General features: G+C 55.9%; 14 protein-coding genes. 3 read left to right on the top strand and 11 right to left on the bottom strand.

Going from position 1 to position 15191, the window contains the following annotated elements:
- Positions 1-82: 82 nt before the first annotated feature.
- Complete coding sequence (locus tag K7H09_RS18290; protein ID WP_230805476.1) at positions 83-2005, top strand: monovalent cation:proton antiporter-2 (CPA2) family protein; 1923 nt, start codon at positions 83-85, stop codon at positions 2003-2005.
- 56 nt (positions 2006-2061) lie between these two features.
- Here the strand turns inward: K7H09_RS18290 and K7H09_RS18285 are convergent, their stop codons facing one another.
- The gene (locus tag K7H09_RS18285; protein ID WP_230805474.1) at positions 2062-2730 is read right to left on the bottom strand and encodes a glutathione S-transferase family protein; all 669 of its coding nucleotides are present in this window, start codon (positions 2728-2730) and stop codon (positions 2062-2064) included.
- Between the two features lie 298 nt (positions 2731-3028).
- On the bottom strand, positions 3029-3493 hold the full coding sequence (locus K7H09_RS18280) for a nuclear transport factor 2 family protein (protein WP_041158345.1): 465 nt from the start codon (positions 3491-3493) through the stop codon (positions 3029-3031).
- A gap of 178 nt (positions 3494-3671) precedes the next feature.
- On the opposite strand from K7H09_RS18280, the gene K7H09_RS18275 reads away from it, so the two are divergent.
- Complete coding sequence (locus K7H09_RS18275) at positions 3672-3998, top strand: winged helix-turn-helix transcriptional regulator (RefSeq protein WP_230805472.1); 327 nt, start codon at positions 3672-3674, stop codon at positions 3996-3998.
- Between the two features lie 29 nt (positions 3999-4027).
- Here K7H09_RS18275 and K7H09_RS18270 read toward each other — a convergent pair whose 3' ends face one another.
- Both K7H09_RS18270 and K7H09_RS18265 read right to left on the bottom strand, forming a co-directional pair.
- Positions 4028-5005 carry a saccharopine dehydrogenase family protein gene (locus K7H09_RS18270; RefSeq protein ID WP_230805470.1) on the bottom strand — a complete coding sequence of 326 codons (978 nt, stop codon included), beginning with the start codon at positions 5003-5005 and terminating at the stop codon, positions 4028-4030.
- On the bottom strand, positions 5002-5403 hold the full coding sequence (locus K7H09_RS18265) for a VOC family protein (protein ID WP_041158348.1): 402 nt from the start codon (positions 5401-5403) through the stop codon (positions 5002-5004). The genes K7H09_RS18270 and K7H09_RS18265 overlap by 4 nt, the downstream gene beginning before the upstream one ends.
- Positions 5404-5547: 144 nt before the next feature.
- Here K7H09_RS18265 and K7H09_RS18260 point away from each other — a divergent pair, with 144 nt between their 5' ends.
- Positions 5548-6441, top strand: a complete 894-nt coding sequence (locus K7H09_RS18260) for an AraC family transcriptional regulator (RefSeq protein ID WP_200890247.1) — start codon at positions 5548-5550, stop codon at positions 6439-6441.
- Positions 6442-6474: 33 nt separating this feature from the next.
- Here the strand turns inward: K7H09_RS18260 and K7H09_RS18255 are convergent, their stop codons facing one another.
- The 7 genes from K7H09_RS18255 to K7H09_RS18225 form a co-directional block, all read right to left on the bottom strand.
- Complete coding sequence (locus K7H09_RS18255; RefSeq protein WP_009286455.1) at positions 6475-7038, bottom strand: hypothetical protein; 564 nt, start codon at positions 7036-7038, stop codon at positions 6475-6477.
- Positions 7039-7116: 78 nt separating this feature from the next.
- Positions 7117-7941 carry a class I SAM-dependent methyltransferase gene (locus K7H09_RS18250; RefSeq protein ID WP_230805468.1) on the bottom strand — a complete coding sequence of 275 codons (825 nt, stop codon included), beginning with the start codon at positions 7939-7941 and terminating at the stop codon, positions 7117-7119.
- Positions 7942-7944: 3 nt separating this feature from the next.
- The gene (locus K7H09_RS18245) at positions 7945-9666 is read right to left on the bottom strand and encodes an AMP-binding protein (RefSeq protein ID WP_230805466.1); all 1722 of its coding nucleotides are present in this window, start codon (positions 9664-9666) and stop codon (positions 7945-7947) included.
- A gap of 85 nt (positions 9667-9751) precedes the next feature.
- Positions 9752-10657 carry a hydroxymethylglutaryl-CoA lyase gene (locus K7H09_RS18240; protein ID WP_230805464.1) on the bottom strand — a complete coding sequence of 302 codons (906 nt, stop codon included), beginning with the start codon at positions 10655-10657 and terminating at the stop codon, positions 9752-9754.
- Positions 10658-10666: 9 nt separating this feature from the next.
- Positions 10667-12748: an acetyl/propionyl/methylcrotonyl-CoA carboxylase subunit alpha gene (locus tag K7H09_RS18235; RefSeq protein ID WP_269064048.1), complete on the bottom strand. Its 2082-nt coding sequence runs from the start codon at positions 12746-12748 to the stop codon at positions 10667-10669.
- Positions 12745-13569, bottom strand: coding sequence for an enoyl-CoA hydratase/isomerase family protein (locus K7H09_RS18230; RefSeq protein ID WP_230805462.1), 825 nt, complete (start codon positions 13567-13569; stop codon positions 12745-12747). Before K7H09_RS18230 ends, K7H09_RS18235 begins: the two co-directional genes overlap by 4 nt.
- 12 nt (positions 13570-13581) lie before the next feature.
- A complete protein-coding gene (locus tag K7H09_RS18225; protein WP_230805460.1) occupies positions 13582-15189 on the bottom strand; it encodes a carboxyl transferase domain-containing protein in 1608 nt (535 codons plus the stop codon).
- Positions 15190-15191: the final 2 nt, after the last annotated feature.

Here is a 15191-nt window from a genome sequence, read left to right as displayed (position 1 = left end):
AATTAGTGATGTACTAACGTACTAGTACGCTACCTGATTGCTCTGGGAAGTCAAGTAGCGTCTGTCAATTTAAGGAGCCCCGATGACCAGTTATTTCATTCAAGCCTTTATTTATCTTGTTGCCGCGGTGATCGCCGTACCTCTTGCCAAGCGTTTTGGCCTGGGGTCGGTACTGGGTTACTTGGTCGCCGGGGTAGTGATTGGGCCAATCCTGGGGCTGGTGGGGCAGGAAACCACCACCATTCAGCACTTTGCCGAGTTTGGTGTGGTGATGATGCTATTTTTGGTGGGTATGGAGCTTGACCCCAAAGGTCTGTGGGCAATGCGGGTTCGGCTGATCGGTCTGGGTGGGCTTCAGGTCGTGCTAACCGCCGCAGCTGGCACCGCTATTGCCTGGTGGCTTGGGCTTGTGTGGCAAACCGCCCTGGCGGTGGGGCTGATTTTTGCGCTCTCTTCCACGGCGATTGTGCTGCAAACACTGAATGAAAAGGGGCTCGCCAAAACGGAGGGCGGGCGCAGCGCTTTCTCGGTGCTGTTGTTTCAGGATATTGCGGTGATCCCCATGCTGGCGCTGATCCCGCTTCTAGCGCTGCCTAAGTTGATGGGGGCGGGCGGTGATGATGGCCACGCCAGCTTAAGCCTGGTAGCGCACTTGCCGGGCTGGGCGCACGCCTTAGTGGTCGTGGGTGCCATCGTGAGTGTCATCGCCGGCGGCTACTACTTAATGCCACTGCTGTTTCGCTATGTGATTGGCTCTGGCCTGCGTGAAGTATTTACCGCTACTGCGCTGATGCTGGTGATTGGCATCGCCGCCCTGATGAGTGTGGTCAATTTATCTCCCGCACTGGGTGCCTTCCTGGCAGGAGTGGTGCTCGCCAACAGTGAATTTAAGCACGAGCTGGAAGCCAATATTGAGCCCTTCAAAGGACTACTACTGGGGCTGTTCTTTATTACCGTAGGAGCGGGCATCAACTTCTCGGTGTTAGCGGCGGAGTGGGGCGCGGTGCTATCGCTAGGTTTGGCGGTTATCGTTGTTAAAGGTCTGATTCTGCTGGGCTTGGCGCTGCTATTTCGGGTACATGGTAGCAACGGCTGGCTATTCACTTTAAGCCTTGCCCAAGCCGGTGAGTTTGGCTTTGTGCTGCTGACCTACAGCGTTCAAAACAGCGTGATTCCTACCGATATCTCCCAGGTGCTTTCGTTAGTCGTGGCGCTATCGATGTTCTTAACCCCACTGCTGTTTATTGCCTACGACCGCTTAGTACTTCCGCGATACCAAATGGCCAAAAATGACGACCGAGAGGCCGATACAATCGAGGAGCAGGCACCGGTTATCGTTGCGGGCGTAGGGCGGTTTGGACAAATTATCTGCCGCTTGTTGCGCGCCAACAACATTCCCATTGTGGCTTTGGATCATGAGATCGAGCAGATCGAGAATCTGCGCAAAATTAACATCAAAAGCTACTTTGGCGACGCCAGCCGCTCCGACTTGCTTGAGACCGCAGGGATTGAGCACGCCCGATTATTGGTTATCGCGTTAGACGATCGTGAGCGTGCCGTGCAGATGGTTAAGCATGTGAAGCATGTCTACCCCCAAGTGTGGGTGCTGGCCCGTGCATTCGACCGTGGGCATGGCTATCAGCTACGTGACGCAGGGGCCGACGATGTTATCAGTGAAACCTATCATTCAGCGCTGGAGCTAGGCGGGCATGCACTGACTGCCATGGGCGTGCACCCTATGCGAGCTAAGCAGATGACCTGGGCCTTTGTACAGAACGAAGATGCCCATGAGGATGAATTGTTTGCAACCTGGAAGGACATTGAGGGAGGGAATGCTTTCGGCCCTCGCTATAGTGAGCTGTTCATGAAACTCGAAGAAGCGCTCAATAGCGCTATGCAGCAGGATTGGCCCGAGCCGCAACGGCAGGATGTGCCTATCTGGACACCGCCTGAGCAGGGGCAAGAGCCAAAATCTCAACAACAGCCTAGCAATGGTGTCCAGTAGCACTATTCGTTCCGGCATTTATATAAACGAGCAGATGCCAATAGTCACTCGGCCAATCAAGATAAGCGCCAGTGCGGTGGATATGCTGCATCGAAAGCTGGCAATGTCTCCAAACGAGCAAGCCAGCTGTCGATTGCAGAATAGTTAGAACGAATCTCGTTAAACTTCAATTTGAGTGCCAATGCGTCGGAACGGCTGCCTACGCGCATAAGCATCAAAAGATTGGGCAGCACTGTAAAGTCTGCCGCAGACACCTTATTGCCCGCCAAATAATTGAATGTTCCCAAAGTGGTCTCCATTCTATCCAATGATGCGTACAAGGTGTTGGCAGCCATTTTCAATGCATCAGTGTCATGTAACATTGCCCCTTGGCTAAGTGGACGAACCACACCATCGTCTATGACATCGCGCAAACTGTTGACGAATTCAAAAATCCGCTGCCATATCAGCCCCGTTTCGGCAGCTGTTACACCAAAGAGTGGCGGCTGCGGGTGTACGCGCTCCAGATAAGCCATGATAGCAATCGATTCAGCGACTACGACATCGCCATGCTTTAGAACAGGTACTTTGCCTAAAGGATTGAGTTCCAGGAATGCTGGGCTTTTCTGCTCCTGCTTGCCGGGGTCAAGTCTATGGGAATGGTAGTAAATTCCTTTATGCTCCAGTGTTAACATGGCACGCCAAGCGTTAGGGCTACCGCTGATCCAATAAAAGTCATATTCCATTGCATATCTCTTGATAATTGGTGGGAATGAGCCAGCTACTCTAGCTGCTAATTTTCTGAACCGCGGCGAACCCCCGGATATCCGCACCGGGGGGAACCTGGCCGCCGCTCACTGTCCAGTACCCTGCGCACGGCTGCACCAATGGCTTTTCCGTTGGGACTCGGCGGGGTTCCGATCAACAATAGTCAAAGACACAGAAGCAGACTTGCCGGTTGCCTACGAAAGTGTATGGGTACGCATCTCCAGCATCACACCTTTTCGACATCAGCTGAGTAGTAGCGGAAACCTTGGCCGTCTTCTAAACACCGGAGAGAACCGCTGGATCGCCATCGCGCCATACGTTGTCGATCGTCGCTCGCTGAATCAGCCAAGCTTCCCCGTGTCGAACCAATTCGACGTCATAGCGGTTTTTCATGAGGTAGTGCCGTGAGTGGTCGTCGCGAGGCAAGTGCTGGGCTTCCACTATCGCTTCCAGATACGCCTTGTCACCATCTATACATACTCGAGGGTTGGTGACGGTGTGGGTCGTGTCGAAGGGCTGCAACGAGTCCGACAACACTGAGACGATAGTTTCTCTGCCTTGCAGTATTGGATATTCAAATCCAGCTTTCGCCGCGGCAGGCCGGAAATCAGATATCGCATCTTCTGTGAAGGTCGCTGCGAGAAGTACTCTGTCGCGCAGATCAATGCCTGCAGCGAATCGGTAGAGCACATCAACGACCGAGAGTTTATCTTCCATTTTTTTGAGATGAATTGACGACATGAGGTTGACTCCTTTCGAATGAATTCAAATGGTATACTTCTGAAACCAGATATCAATTACGCACTTAAAAGTCATCAGGTATATCGGAGGTAACTGGATGCAGGACACGACTGATCGGATATCGGCTCGAAGCGGGTCAACCGGAAAGGACAAACCAGTCGATTGTACGAGCCGCTTCTTGCTGGATCAGATAGCGGATAAGTGGTCGATACTGATCCTGGCGGCACTTTGCGAGAAGCCGCTCCGGTTCAACGAACTCAAACGACGTCTGGAAGGCATTACACAAAAGTCGTTGACTCAGGCGCTTCGTCGTCTTGAGCGAAATGGCATTCTCGCTCGTCGGGTAATCCCTTCCTCCCAAGTCGCGGTGGAATACAGCATCACCTCTTTGGGACGAACGCTGGAGGAACCGTTTGGGGCCCTATACCGGTGGACGATCAACTATCTGGAAACCGTCACCCAGGCGCAGAGCGAATTCGATAGGCGTGAGGATCAAATTTTGTAACTCCCACTCCCGGATGGCCAGCCTCTATCCTAAAGATCAATAATCGTCGTACCCGCAATGGTCTCGGCGAAACCGCTACCGAATATCTGTGCCGGGGTTTCGAAGCCTGGCTGCCGATCACCTTCCAGTACACGGCGCGCTGCTTCTACGGCCACCAGTGGTGTGTAGGAATAGCCATTGATGGTTTCGATCATCGATCGGACAACCGTTCCGTCGGCCGCCGTCACTTCGACCACAGCACGAGCCCGGTGGGAATCGCGTTGCTGAGCGGTTGGGCCATCGGGCAACTGTGATAGATCCCCCTCGGGGAACGCGTCACCTCTGATATGCACGAACATAGCGATATTTGGGATGCCGGTAGAGTGCCAGCCGGTGACCAGGTCACCAAAAGACAATGGTGCGCAAAGCACCGATCCTTCACTAAAATCGAAGTAGCGTGGTTGCGCATCGGGCGTCGGTACAAGCTGACCGTCGACCCTCGCCAACAGACCTGCGCCAATGATCTCGCTAACGCTCATTGCCGAACCCCGCGACATGGAGCCCGGAACCTGAAGAGCCACACTCAGCGACTGCGGCTTCCGCACACGACGAGCGACATGCACTGCTAGGCAATCTGTCGGTACCACATCCCAGCCGACGCCCGGCAAGAGCATGATACCGGCTTCAGCCGCTTCAGAGCCCAACTGTTCTGCTAGCCTATAGATGTTGATCTCAGCGGTGATGTCCAGATAATCGACCCCGGCGTTAATGCATGCCCGCATCAGCGCGTTCGACGTTTGCGCAAAGGGTCCCGCGAAGTTCAGCAGCACATTCACGCCGTTTAGTGATTGCTCTGCTTGAGCATCCGCGTTGAACTCGCGGTAAGGAACGTCTAGCCGGTTGGCAAGAGCCTGTAATCGCTCGGCATTGCGCCCAGCAATCTCGAAATCAAGGCCCAGCCTTTTTGCGTGCTCTGCGGCCATTTGGCCGGTATAGCCGGTCGCACCATAAATTAGGAGAGTATTCATTGTGCGTGCTGCCAATTCTTGTAGACGAATTCAAGGCTGTAACCGTCTGGGTCTAGAACGTTAGCCGCGTAGTAGTTGGGGTCATAATGCAAACGTGCGCCGGGAGTACCATTGTCGGTAGCGCCTGCCCCCATGGCTGCGGCGTAGGCTGATTCGACCTCGGCTTTACTGCTTGCTACGAAGCCAATATGAGCTGCGCGGCCTTCCACGACTCCTTCACGTAACCAGAAAAACACCCGACCATTGGCACCAAACCCCTTGAGATCCGGGTGGCCTGCAGGACCATCCTTACCGTTGTAATTGAGCCGCGCTGTGATACCGAGAGGTGTTAGAGCTGCATCGTAGAAACGGATGGAGCGTTCTATGTCGCTGACAGAAATGAAGATATGATCCAGCATGCTGTATCTCGCTTGTTGAGAGGTGGTCGATAGCAACCAGAGTAATCCTGTGTTTTGTCGCTAACGAGGCTATTTCTCTTCCAAACCTGCCTATTTCTGCTTTTTGCTTGCGCTAAGCGTGCGCCCGGGGTCAGCATGATGCCCATGAATAACCAACTCAACGAACTTCGATCATTGGCCTCAAACGCAGAAAATCGCCGTACTGAAACCGGGATACCACGTATCGCCATGATTCAGGGTGAGATTCCAGAACATATGCTGGCCGCCGTTTACGATCCGATGATCAACCTTATCCTGCAAGGCAGCAAAACAATGACGGTTGGTGACCGCACGCTGCGGTACGACCCGGCAACGTATTTCGTTATGTCCATCGAGTTGCCAGCAGTAGGAGCCGTGCACCCTAGCAGTTCAGGCGAGCCTTATCTCGCTTTGAGTCTGACACTTGAACCGGCAATGCTGTCGATGTTGCTGGCTGACCTGCCAAAGACCACCAGACGTTACGAAAACGACCCAGGATTTTCAGTGGCCGATGTAACGACCGAGCTAATAGACGCTTGGGTGCGCATGTTGAGATTGATGAATAGCCCTGAGGAAATCGCGGCACTTGCACCTGTTTACGAACGGGAGATTCTGTATCGGGTACTGCAAGGACCTCATGGATGGATGCTACGTGAAATAGCAGCCCCTGATACCGCCATGGCCCGAGTCAGCCAAGCTATTCAGCGGATCCGCCAAGATTTTGCCGAACCCATTAGAGTGGAGTCGCTTGCTCAGAAAGCCGCAATGAGTGTCTCTGCCTTCCATCGGCACTTCAAAGCGGTCACTACGTTGAGCCCCTTGCAGTATCAAAAACGTGTTCGATTGCTTCAGGCGCGAACGCTCATGATATCCAGTGCCAAAAGTGTCACGGATGCAGCTTTCGAAGTCGGCTATGAAAGCGCGACTCAGTTCAGCCGTGATTACACCAAAGTATTTGGTCTATCCCCTGCACGAGATACTGTGAGGATGTTAAGCGAAATCAAAGGAGCTGGAGGATAGGGTGCCGCTTCGAAGTTAAGCCGAAGTGTCACTTTAAAATGGCAGATGCAACGAGGCGCTTAGCATATTGAGGTGGCTGAGGGTTGGGGCGTCGATGCGTTCGTACTCTAGGCGGCTGACGAGCCGGTTGATCGTTACCGTGGCGCCGAAACCTTGTAGCAATGCAGTACCGCTTTCATCGGCGCCTTCCAGGTCGCTTTCACCACGCCATTCTGTGATGCCGGACTTCGCATAGACGCTGAAGGCGCCCATGCGAACTCCGGCAACAATGGCGCCACCCAAACTGAGTGTATCCATGATGAGCGGGTTAACACCGGAGGAAGTGGAGATTTCGTCGCTTTCCCGGTAGGCAATTTCAGCGCCAATATCGAGTTGGGGGAGTCGCCAGGGGCTGTAGCCTGCGGTGACCCGAAAACCGCTGGTATAGTTATCGAGGCTTTGAAGGTCACTGCCTTCTAAGATAACGCCGTTATCCAGCTGCATGAGTTCGCTATTAGGGGCGGTATAGGCCATCACCGGCGGAGTGTCGTCGGCGTAGCTGCTAAACCAGGGAACGGAGCAGCAGAGCAGGGTGCTTGCCAAGCGTTTGATTGGCATTTCTCTTACACCTATCGGTACATACCCAAGTGTTGTCGTATAGCCATGGGTAGAGAGGAAAAAGCAACTCTATTCAGATTAGCAACTGGCTTGGATTTCCACCACTTTAATTGCGCCCTGGGCTAGGTTATCGACTAAATTTTTACCCATAGTGATAAAGCGCTCGCCAAATACCCACTGGGGGGACAGCACCGCTTGCTGTGGCGCTTGCTCTTTTTGACGTTGCCGCTGGCGCCACGCCAAGGCCATTTCGCTCCAGTCGTCCACGTGTTCAAGTTGAAAGCCGCCTATTTCAAGCAGTCGAGTCAGTTCAACCAAGGTAAGTAGATGGGAGTGCTTGGAGGAGGCTGCCCAAGGCACTGGGTAGCGAAGTTGAGCTACGTTGGGGCCACTGACGACTTCGTGCATCACTAACTGCCCACCGGGGCGCAGAACTCGTCGACTTTCTGTGATTACCTTGGAGGCATTGGGCATATTGAGCAGGCTGTGCTGAAACAGCACGGCATCAAAGCTGTTATCCGCAAAGGGCAGAGCGCAAGCATCGCCCGTTACCCAGGCAAGCGGTGGGGCGTCTGGCTGACTGACCCGTAAGCTCAGCGATTTATTGAGCGCACTAAAACCGTGGGTGATATCCAGCCCCGTCATTTGAAAACCAAGTGAAGCACCCTGGCGCATTAGCCCGCCCAGCCCAGCGCCAATATCCAGCACCTTTCTGTGGGTGTCAGGGTTGAGCCGTTCCAGCAGCCGTGTAGAGGCTGCCACGCCGCCAATATGCAACTGATCCAAGGGAGCCAGTTGATGCAGCGTGGGGCCTGCGGGATAGTGGCTATCAATTTGTGCCAATACCTCATCAGCGCGCAGGGCGCGCTGATAGTGGTCGACTAGAGGGTTGACGGGGATCATCGCTTACGACTCTTGATCCAAACCCGACTCTTGATCTAAACCTAGCTCCTGAATCGAAATTTCGCGCATTTTGAATTTCTGAATCTTGCCGGTGACGGTCATGGGAAATTCGTCAACGAACTTGAAATAGCGCGGAATTTTGAAGTGGGTGATTTTACCTTTGCAGTACTCGCGCAGCTCTTCACCGGTGACGTCACCCGCGGTGCTGTTGAGTTTCACCCAGGCAATCAGCTCTTCACCATACTTCTTGTCGGGCACGCCGGTGACCTGTACTTCTGAGATCGCCGGGTGGACGTAGAGAAACTCCTCGATCTCTTTGGGATAGACATTTTCGCCGCCGCGAATGACCATATCTTTGATGCGGCCGACGATCTGGATGTAGCCCTCTTCATCCATGGTGGCCAGGTCGCCGGTGTGCATCCAGCCCGCTTCGTCGATGGCCTCGGCGGTGGCTTTGTCGTTATTCCAGTACTTCAGCATTACGCTATAGCCGCGGGTACACAGCTCGCCGATTTCGCCCCGAGGCAGAATGCCGCCGTTGCCGGGGTCGACAATTTTGTTCTCTAAGTGAGGCTGGGTACGGCCCACGGTGGAAACGCGTTTCTCAATGCTGTCGTTGGCACCCGTTTGAGTGGAGACCGGGCTGGTTTCCGTCATGCCGTAGGCGATCTGTACGCCTTTCATGTTCATCTTGTTGATCACCTGCTTCATGATTTCCGCAGGGCAGATCGAGCCCGCCATAATCCCGGTGCGCAGTGTGGAGAAGTCAGTGCTAGCAAAACCCTCGTGTTCAAGCTCGGCGATAAACATGGTGGGCACGCCGTAGAGCGCGGTGGCTTTTTGATCGTGCACTGCCTTGAGCACCTTGCCGGGATCGAAGCCCTCATCCGGGTAGATCATGGTGGCGCCGTGGGTCATACAGCCCAGGTTGCCCATCACCATGCCAAAGCAGTGGTAAAGCGGCACCGGAATCACTAGGCGGTCTTCACTGGTAAAGCCCATGCTCTCCGCCACGAAGAAGCCGTTATTGAGAATATTGTGGTGGGAAAGCGTCGCGCCCTTAGGAAAGCCAGTGGTGCCCGAGGTGTACTGAATATTGATCGCATCATCAAACTGCAGCGTCGCCTGCAGGTCGTCAACATCGGTTTGGCTAACTTTGTTGGCTTCTTTCATCAGGTCAGACCAGCGCCACATGCCGCTCAGCTTTTCGCTGCTTAAATTAATAATGCACTCAAGGTCGGGCAGCTTTTGCGACTTCAGCTCGCCATCGTTACTGGTTTTTAACTCGGGTGCCAGCTCATACAGCATGGCGCTGTAGTCAGAGCTTTTAAAGCTGTTGGCAGTGACCAGAAAGCGCGCACCAGACTGGTTCAGTGCGTATTCCAGCTCATGGGTACGGTAAGAGGGATTAATGTTGACCAGGATGGCGCCAATTTTGGCAGTGGCGAACTGAGTCAATGTCCATTCGCTGCAGTTGGGTGCCCAAATGGCCACACGGTCGCCTTTATTGACGCCGATGGAGAGCAGCGCACGGGCACAGCGGTTGACCTCTTCCTGGAGCTGGCGATAGCTCCAGTGAATGTTCTGATGCAGTACGATCAGCGCGTCATTATCAGCATGCTGTGTCGCGATTTGGTCAAATTTATCGCCGATCGTCATGCCAAGAAGCGGCTTGTCAGCCATGCTGCTGGAGTAGCTGGGTTGGGTAAGAGCAGGTGATGCCATGGTGTATCTCTCCGATATTTTTCTTGTCCGAACGGGAAGGCAGGGGATAACTCGCTGCTTTTAATTTTTATTATTCACGTCTCATTTAACTGCTAGAGCCTTTTGCCAGGGCCACCTTGGAGCTGGGCTTGCGGCCTAACTCGTTGGTGATCCAGTAGCCGGTTTCAATCACGGCCTGTAGGTCGATGCCCGTTTCAATCCCTAGCCCTTCCAGCAGATAGAGCACGTCTTCAGTGGCTACGTTGCCGGAAGCGCCCTTGGCATAGGGGCAACCGCCAAGTCCCGCGGTAGCGGCATCAATAACGCTAACGCCTTCTTCTAGGACGGCATAAAGATTGGCCAGCGCCATGCCGTAGGTGTCGTGGAAGTGAGCGGCCAGAAACTCAATGGGCACCTGTTGGCGCGTCGCCTCAATCATGCGTTTAGCAGCCAGTGGCGTGCCGACGCCAATGGTGTCGCCCAGGGACACCTCGTAGCAGCCCATCTCATAAAGCGCCTTGGCCACTTCAGCCACTTTGGCGGGGGCTATCTCGCCTTCGTAGGGGCAGCCCAATACGCAGGAGACGTAGCCGCGCACGCGCACGCCAGCTTCTCGGGCGCGCTCTAACACCGGCTCAAAGCGGGTCAGTGATTCAGCAATGGAGCAGTTAATGTTCTTTTGTGAAAAAGCCTCAGACGCCGCACCAAATACCGCGACCTCCTCAACGCCCACAGTTAGCGCGTTTTCGAGCCCTTTTAGATTGGGCGTCAGCGCGGAGTACACCACGCCTGGCTGGCGTGTGATGCCCGCCATGACCTCAACGGCGTCGCCCATTTGTGGCACCCATTTGGGTGATACAAAGCTGGCGGCTTCGATATGCGTGATACCTGCTTTAGCAAGCCGCTCGATCAGAGCAATCTTAGTCCCGGTGGGCACAATGGCCCCCGGCTCATTTTGCAGGCCGTCACGGGGCGACATTTCAAACAGCTTTACAGAGGTAGGCAATGGCATCAGTGACTCCTATTCATTGGCCGCAAAGTCGAGCAGCACGGCGCCTTGGCTCACGGTGTCACCGGCTTGGAAGTGGAAGGTTTCCACGCTGCCGTCCGCCGGAGCGGTCATGGTGTGCTCCATTTTCATGGCTTCCATCACCATTAGCGGCATGCCTTTTTCAACATTAACGCCGGGCTCTACCAGCAATGCAACGACCGTGCCGTTCATGGGTGCGGTTAGCGTGGATTCTGCCTCGTGGTGACCGTGATCAATGGCATCGATGCGCCGCCAGAACAGGCGGGTTTCACCGCTGGGGTCGGCCATGACCACCACATGACCGTCGCGGCGGGCCTGCAGGCGACGGCGGTGGCCATTCAAGGTAACCGCTACCGCATCGCCGGTGAGCGGCTGCAAACTCGCGGTAAGGGTTTCATCACCAATAGTGAGATTCCACAGCGACTCGCCAGGGCTGCGTTTACCTTCGACGATCACTACCGCTTCATCGCTATCCGGCGCTTGCGCACTTGCCGGGTCACACAGGGCAATGCGAATGGTGTGCGGTGCGTTGAGGCGGAAGCCGTCGTGGCGATCCCAGGGCGAGTCGCTTTCGCACTCCTGAGCCAGTTGATTCAGGCCAATCAGCGCCGCGCTGGCGTAGGCGTCCATGCTATAAGTGCGGGGAGCAAACAGCGTCGCTTCGTTGCGCTCGATAAAGCGGGTATCCAGCTCCACGTTCTTAAAGCCCGGATGCGTTGCCAAGCGCATTAAGAAGGCGCGGTTGGTCACAACACCTTGTACATCCAGCGCCGCCAAGGCGCGGTTGAGTGTAGCCAGCGCTGCATCACGATCGGCGCCGTGAACGATTAGCTTGGCGAGCATGGGGTCGTAGTGCATCGACACCGCATCGCCGCTCTCCACGCCGCTGTCCAAACGCACCTGATCTACGCTTAAACCAGCACCTTCTAAATCCAGCGCAAAGCGAGTGAGCAGGCCGGTCGCGGGTAGGAAGTCTTGCTCCGGGTCTTCGGCATAAATGCGCGCTTCAAAACTATGGCCGGTAATCGTTAGCTCGTCTTGGCTGCAAGGGAGCGGTTCGCCCATGGCGACGCGCAACTGCCACTCGACCAAATCCTGGCCAGTGATCATCTCGGTCACCGGGTGCTCGACCTGGAGGCGAGTGTTCATCTCCATAAAGTAGAATGAACCGTCAATGTCTAGAAGAAACTCGACGGTTCCCGCGCCCACGTAGCCGATCTCCTGGGCGGCGCGCACCGCGGCATCGCCCATAGCGCTGCGCAGCTCCGCCGTCATACCGGGGGCGGGGGCTTCTTCAATGACTTTTTGGTGGCGCCGCTGAACGCTACAGTCCCGCTCGAACAGGTAAACGCCGTTGCCGTGGCGGTCACAGAATACCTGCACTTCCACATGGCGGGGCTGCACCAGGTACTTCTCGATTAGCATGCGGTCATCGCCGAAGGCGGCTTTTGACTCACGACGGCAGCCATCCAATGCGGCCTGAAAACTATCGCCAGATTCAACCACGCGCATGCCTTTACCACCGCCACCGGCGCTGGCTTTGAGCATCACCGGGTAGCCAATGTTGTCGGCTTCGCTGCGCAGCAGGGCGTCGTCCTGATCGTCGCCGTGATAGCCCGGCACCAGCGGCACGCCCGCATTGGCCATACGCGCTTTAGCAGCGGATTTATCGCCCATGGCAGCAATTGCTGAGGCGGGCGGGCCGACGAAGGTAATGCCCGCTTCTTCAAGGGCTTTGACGAAGGTACCGTTTTCGGAAAGAAAGCCGTAACCGGGGTGAATCGCGCCGGTGCCGGTGCGCTTGGCAGCTTCGATCACCGCATCAATATTGAGATAGCTTTCCCGGGCGGCGGCAGGCCCCAGACGAACGGCCTCGTCGGCCTCACGCACGTGGCGTGCGCTGGCATCGGCGTCAGAGTAAACCGCGACGGTTTTCAGGCCCATACGGCGCGCAGTGCGCATCACGCGGCAGGCGATTTCACCGCGGTTGGCGACTAGAAGCGTGTCAAAAGGCGTCGTGCGAGCGGCTTTTTCGGCTCTTTCGTTTTTTTCAATAGGGGGTGAATGACTCATGAGCGACGCTCCGAAGCGTGGGGTGTGTTATTAGAATCGGCCCAGGCGGGGCGGCGCTTTTCAAAGAAACTGGATAAACCCTCTTGCCCTTCTTGGCTTACCCGCAGTTTGGCGATCACCTGACAGGTATGTTCCCGAGTGGCGTCACTGTCAGGTGCTTGAGCGACCGAGGCCATCAGCGCCTTGGTGGCGCGCTGGGCTTGGGGCGAGCCGGCTAACAGAGTGGCCAGCATGGCGTCCACTTCGTCGTCTAGCTTATCGTGCTCCACCACTAGATGGACTAAACCCAGCGCGAGCGCTATTTCGACGTCCATGACTTCTGCGGTTAACGCATAGCGGCGCATCTGTCGCTCGCCCAGGGCTCGCTGCACGTAAGGGCTGATGACCGCGGGCGATAGGCCAATTTTGACTTCCGAAAGGCAGAATTTGGCTTTGCCCGAGGCGATCACCACATCGCAGCAAGCAGCCAAGCCCACCGCGCCGCCAAAGGCTGCGCCTTGCACACGGCAGACGGTAGGGCAGGGCAGCGTATCCAGGCCATGCATTAGCGCGGCGAGCTTGCGGGAATCGGCGACGTTATCTTCCAGGTCGTAATCGACCATGCGCTTCATCCAGTTCAGATCGGCACCCGCGGAGAAGCTTTTGCCTTCTGAACCCAGCACTACCGCGCGCACATCGCCTGAATCGGCCAACGTATGCAATTGGTCAAGGTGCGCGTTTAGCTCAGCGATCAGGCTGTCGTCAAAAGCGTTATGCACCTCGGGGCGGTTTAAGGTCAGGCGCGCCACACCCTCTTCGATAATCAGTGTTGAGTAAGCCATGGTAAGACCCCCTTACATCCGGAACACGCCGAAGCGCGTCTCTTCGATTTCTGCGTTCATCGCGGCAGCTAAAGAGAGCCCAAGGACATCGCGGGTTTGCAGCGGATCAATCACACCGTCATCCCATAAGCGGGCACTGGCGTAGTAGGGGTGGCCCTGATGCTCGTACTGGTCGCGGGTGGGCTGCTTAAAGGCTTCTTCGTCCGCTTTGCTCCACTCGCGGCCTTCGCGCTCATGCTGCTCGCGCTTAACCTGGGCCAGGACGCCCGCCGCCTGCTCGCCGCCCATCACTGAAATGCGCGCGTTGGGCCACATAAACAGCAGGTTAGGGTCATAGGCGCGGCCACACATACCGTAGTTACCGGCGCCGAAGCTTCCGCCAATCAGGACGGTGTATTTGGGTACCTTGGCGCAGGCTACGGCGGTGACCAGCTTGGCACCGTGCTTGGCGATGCCTTCGTGTTCGTACTTGGAGCCGACCATAAAGCCGGTGATGTTCTGCAGGAAGATCAGTGGAATCTTGCGCTGGGCGCAGAGCTCGATAAAGTGCGCGCCTTTCACTGCGCTTTCGGAAAACAGCACGCCGTTATTGGCCACAATACCCACCGGGTAGCCGTGAATATGGGCAAAGCCGGTGACCAGGGTTTCGCCATAGTAGCGCTTGAACTCGTCAAAGTCGGAGTCATCGACGATGCGGCCGATGACTTCGCGAACGTCGTAGGGCTTTTTTAGGTCGGTGCCGACAATCCCATACAGTTCAGCAGGGTCAAGCTTGGGTGGCTTGGGTGCCTGCATGGCTAGCTTGCCGCGCTTTTGCCAGTTCAACCGCGACACACAGGCGCGGGCAAGCTGCAGCGCGTGGGCGTCGTTTTCCGCGTAGTGGTCGGCGACACCGCTGACCTTGGCGTGAACATCTGCCCCGCCCAGGTCTTCGGCGCTAATGCTTTCACCAGTGGCGGCTTTTACCAAGGGTGGGCCACCGAGGAAGATCGTGCCCTGCTCTTTGACGATAATCGACTCATCCGCCATGGCGGGCACGTAAGCGCCGCCTGCGGTACAGGAACCCATCACCACGGCGATTTGCGGGATGCCTTCAGCCGACATGGTCGCCTGGTTATAGAAGATGCGCCCGAAGTGGTCACGGTCGGGGAAGACTTCGTCCTGACGGGGCAGAAAAGCGCCGCCGGAATCGACTAAATAGATACACGGCAGACGATGCTTGCGGGCGATCTCCTGGGCGCGAATATGCTTTTTGACGGTCAGCGGGAAGTAAGTGCCGCCTTTAACTGTGGCATCGTTAGCGACGATCACGCACTCCACGCCGGAAACACGGCCAATACCGGTGATCACACCAGCGGCAGGGATCTCGCTATCGTATATGTTGTGCGCCGCCAGGGCGGAAAACTCTAAAAACGGCGAGCCTTCATCGATCAAGTGATCGATGCGGTCGCGTACAAACAGCTTGCCGCGGCTTTCGTGACGCTCGCGGGCTTTGGCACCGCCACCCTGGGCGACGGCAGCGGTCAGTTCACGCAGTTTGTTCACTTCACCGAGCATTGAGGCTTCGTTGGCTTGAAACACATCGCTGCGCGGGTTGATCTGAGTGGAAATGGAGCTCATGA

The sequence above is a fragment of the Halomonas sp. IOP_14 genome (assembly GCF_021021315.1).
In the GTDB taxonomy this organism is placed as follows: Bacteria; Pseudomonadota; Gammaproteobacteria; order Pseudomonadales; family Halomonadaceae; genus Vreelandella; species Vreelandella titanicae.
This window is presented reverse-complemented; position numbering and strand designations above follow the sequence as displayed.

Coding starts and splice junctions, on each gene's coding strand:
- K7H09_RS18260 (WP_200890247.1), top strand. CDS start 5,548: ATGAATAACCAACTCAACGAACTTCGATCATTGGCCTCAAACGCAGAA.
- K7H09_RS18270 (WP_230805470.1), bottom strand. CDS start 5,005: ATGAATACTCTCCTAATTTATGGTGCGACCGGCTATACCGGCCAAATG.
- K7H09_RS18285 (WP_230805474.1), bottom strand. CDS start 2,730: ATGGAATATGACTTTTATTGGATCAGCGGTAGCCCTAACGCTTGGCGT.
- K7H09_RS18280 (WP_041158345.1), bottom strand. CDS start 3,493: ATGTCGTCAATTCATCTCAAAAAAATGGAAGATAAACTCTCGGTCGTT.
- K7H09_RS18225 (WP_230805460.1), bottom strand. CDS start 15,189: ATGAGCTCCATTTCCACTCAGATCAACCCGCGCAGCGATGTGTTTCAA.
- K7H09_RS18290 (WP_230805476.1), top strand. CDS start 83: ATGACCAGTTATTTCATTCAAGCCTTTATTTATCTTGTTGCCGCGGTG.
- K7H09_RS18265 (WP_041158348.1), bottom strand. CDS start 5,403: ATGCTGGATCATATCTTCATTTCTGTCAGCGACATAGAACGCTCCATC.
- K7H09_RS18230 (WP_230805462.1), bottom strand. CDS start 13,569: ATGGCTTACTCAACACTGATTATCGAAGAGGGTGTGGCGCGCCTGACC.
- K7H09_RS18245 (WP_230805466.1), bottom strand. CDS start 9,666: ATGGCATCACCTGCTCTTACCCAACCCAGCTACTCCAGCAGCATGGCT.
- K7H09_RS18235 (WP_269064048.1), bottom strand. CDS start 12,748: ATGAGTCATTCACCCCCTATTGAAAAAAACGAAAGAGCCGAAAAAGCC.
- K7H09_RS18250 (WP_230805468.1), bottom strand. CDS start 7,941: ATGATCCCCGTCAACCCTCTAGTCGACCACTATCAGCGCGCCCTGCGC.
- K7H09_RS18255 (WP_009286455.1), bottom strand. CDS start 7,038: ATGCCAATCAAACGCTTGGCAAGCACCCTGCTCTGCTGCTCCGTTCCC.
- K7H09_RS18240 (WP_230805464.1), bottom strand. CDS start 10,657: ATGCCATTGCCTACCTCTGTAAAGCTGTTTGAAATGTCGCCCCGTGAC.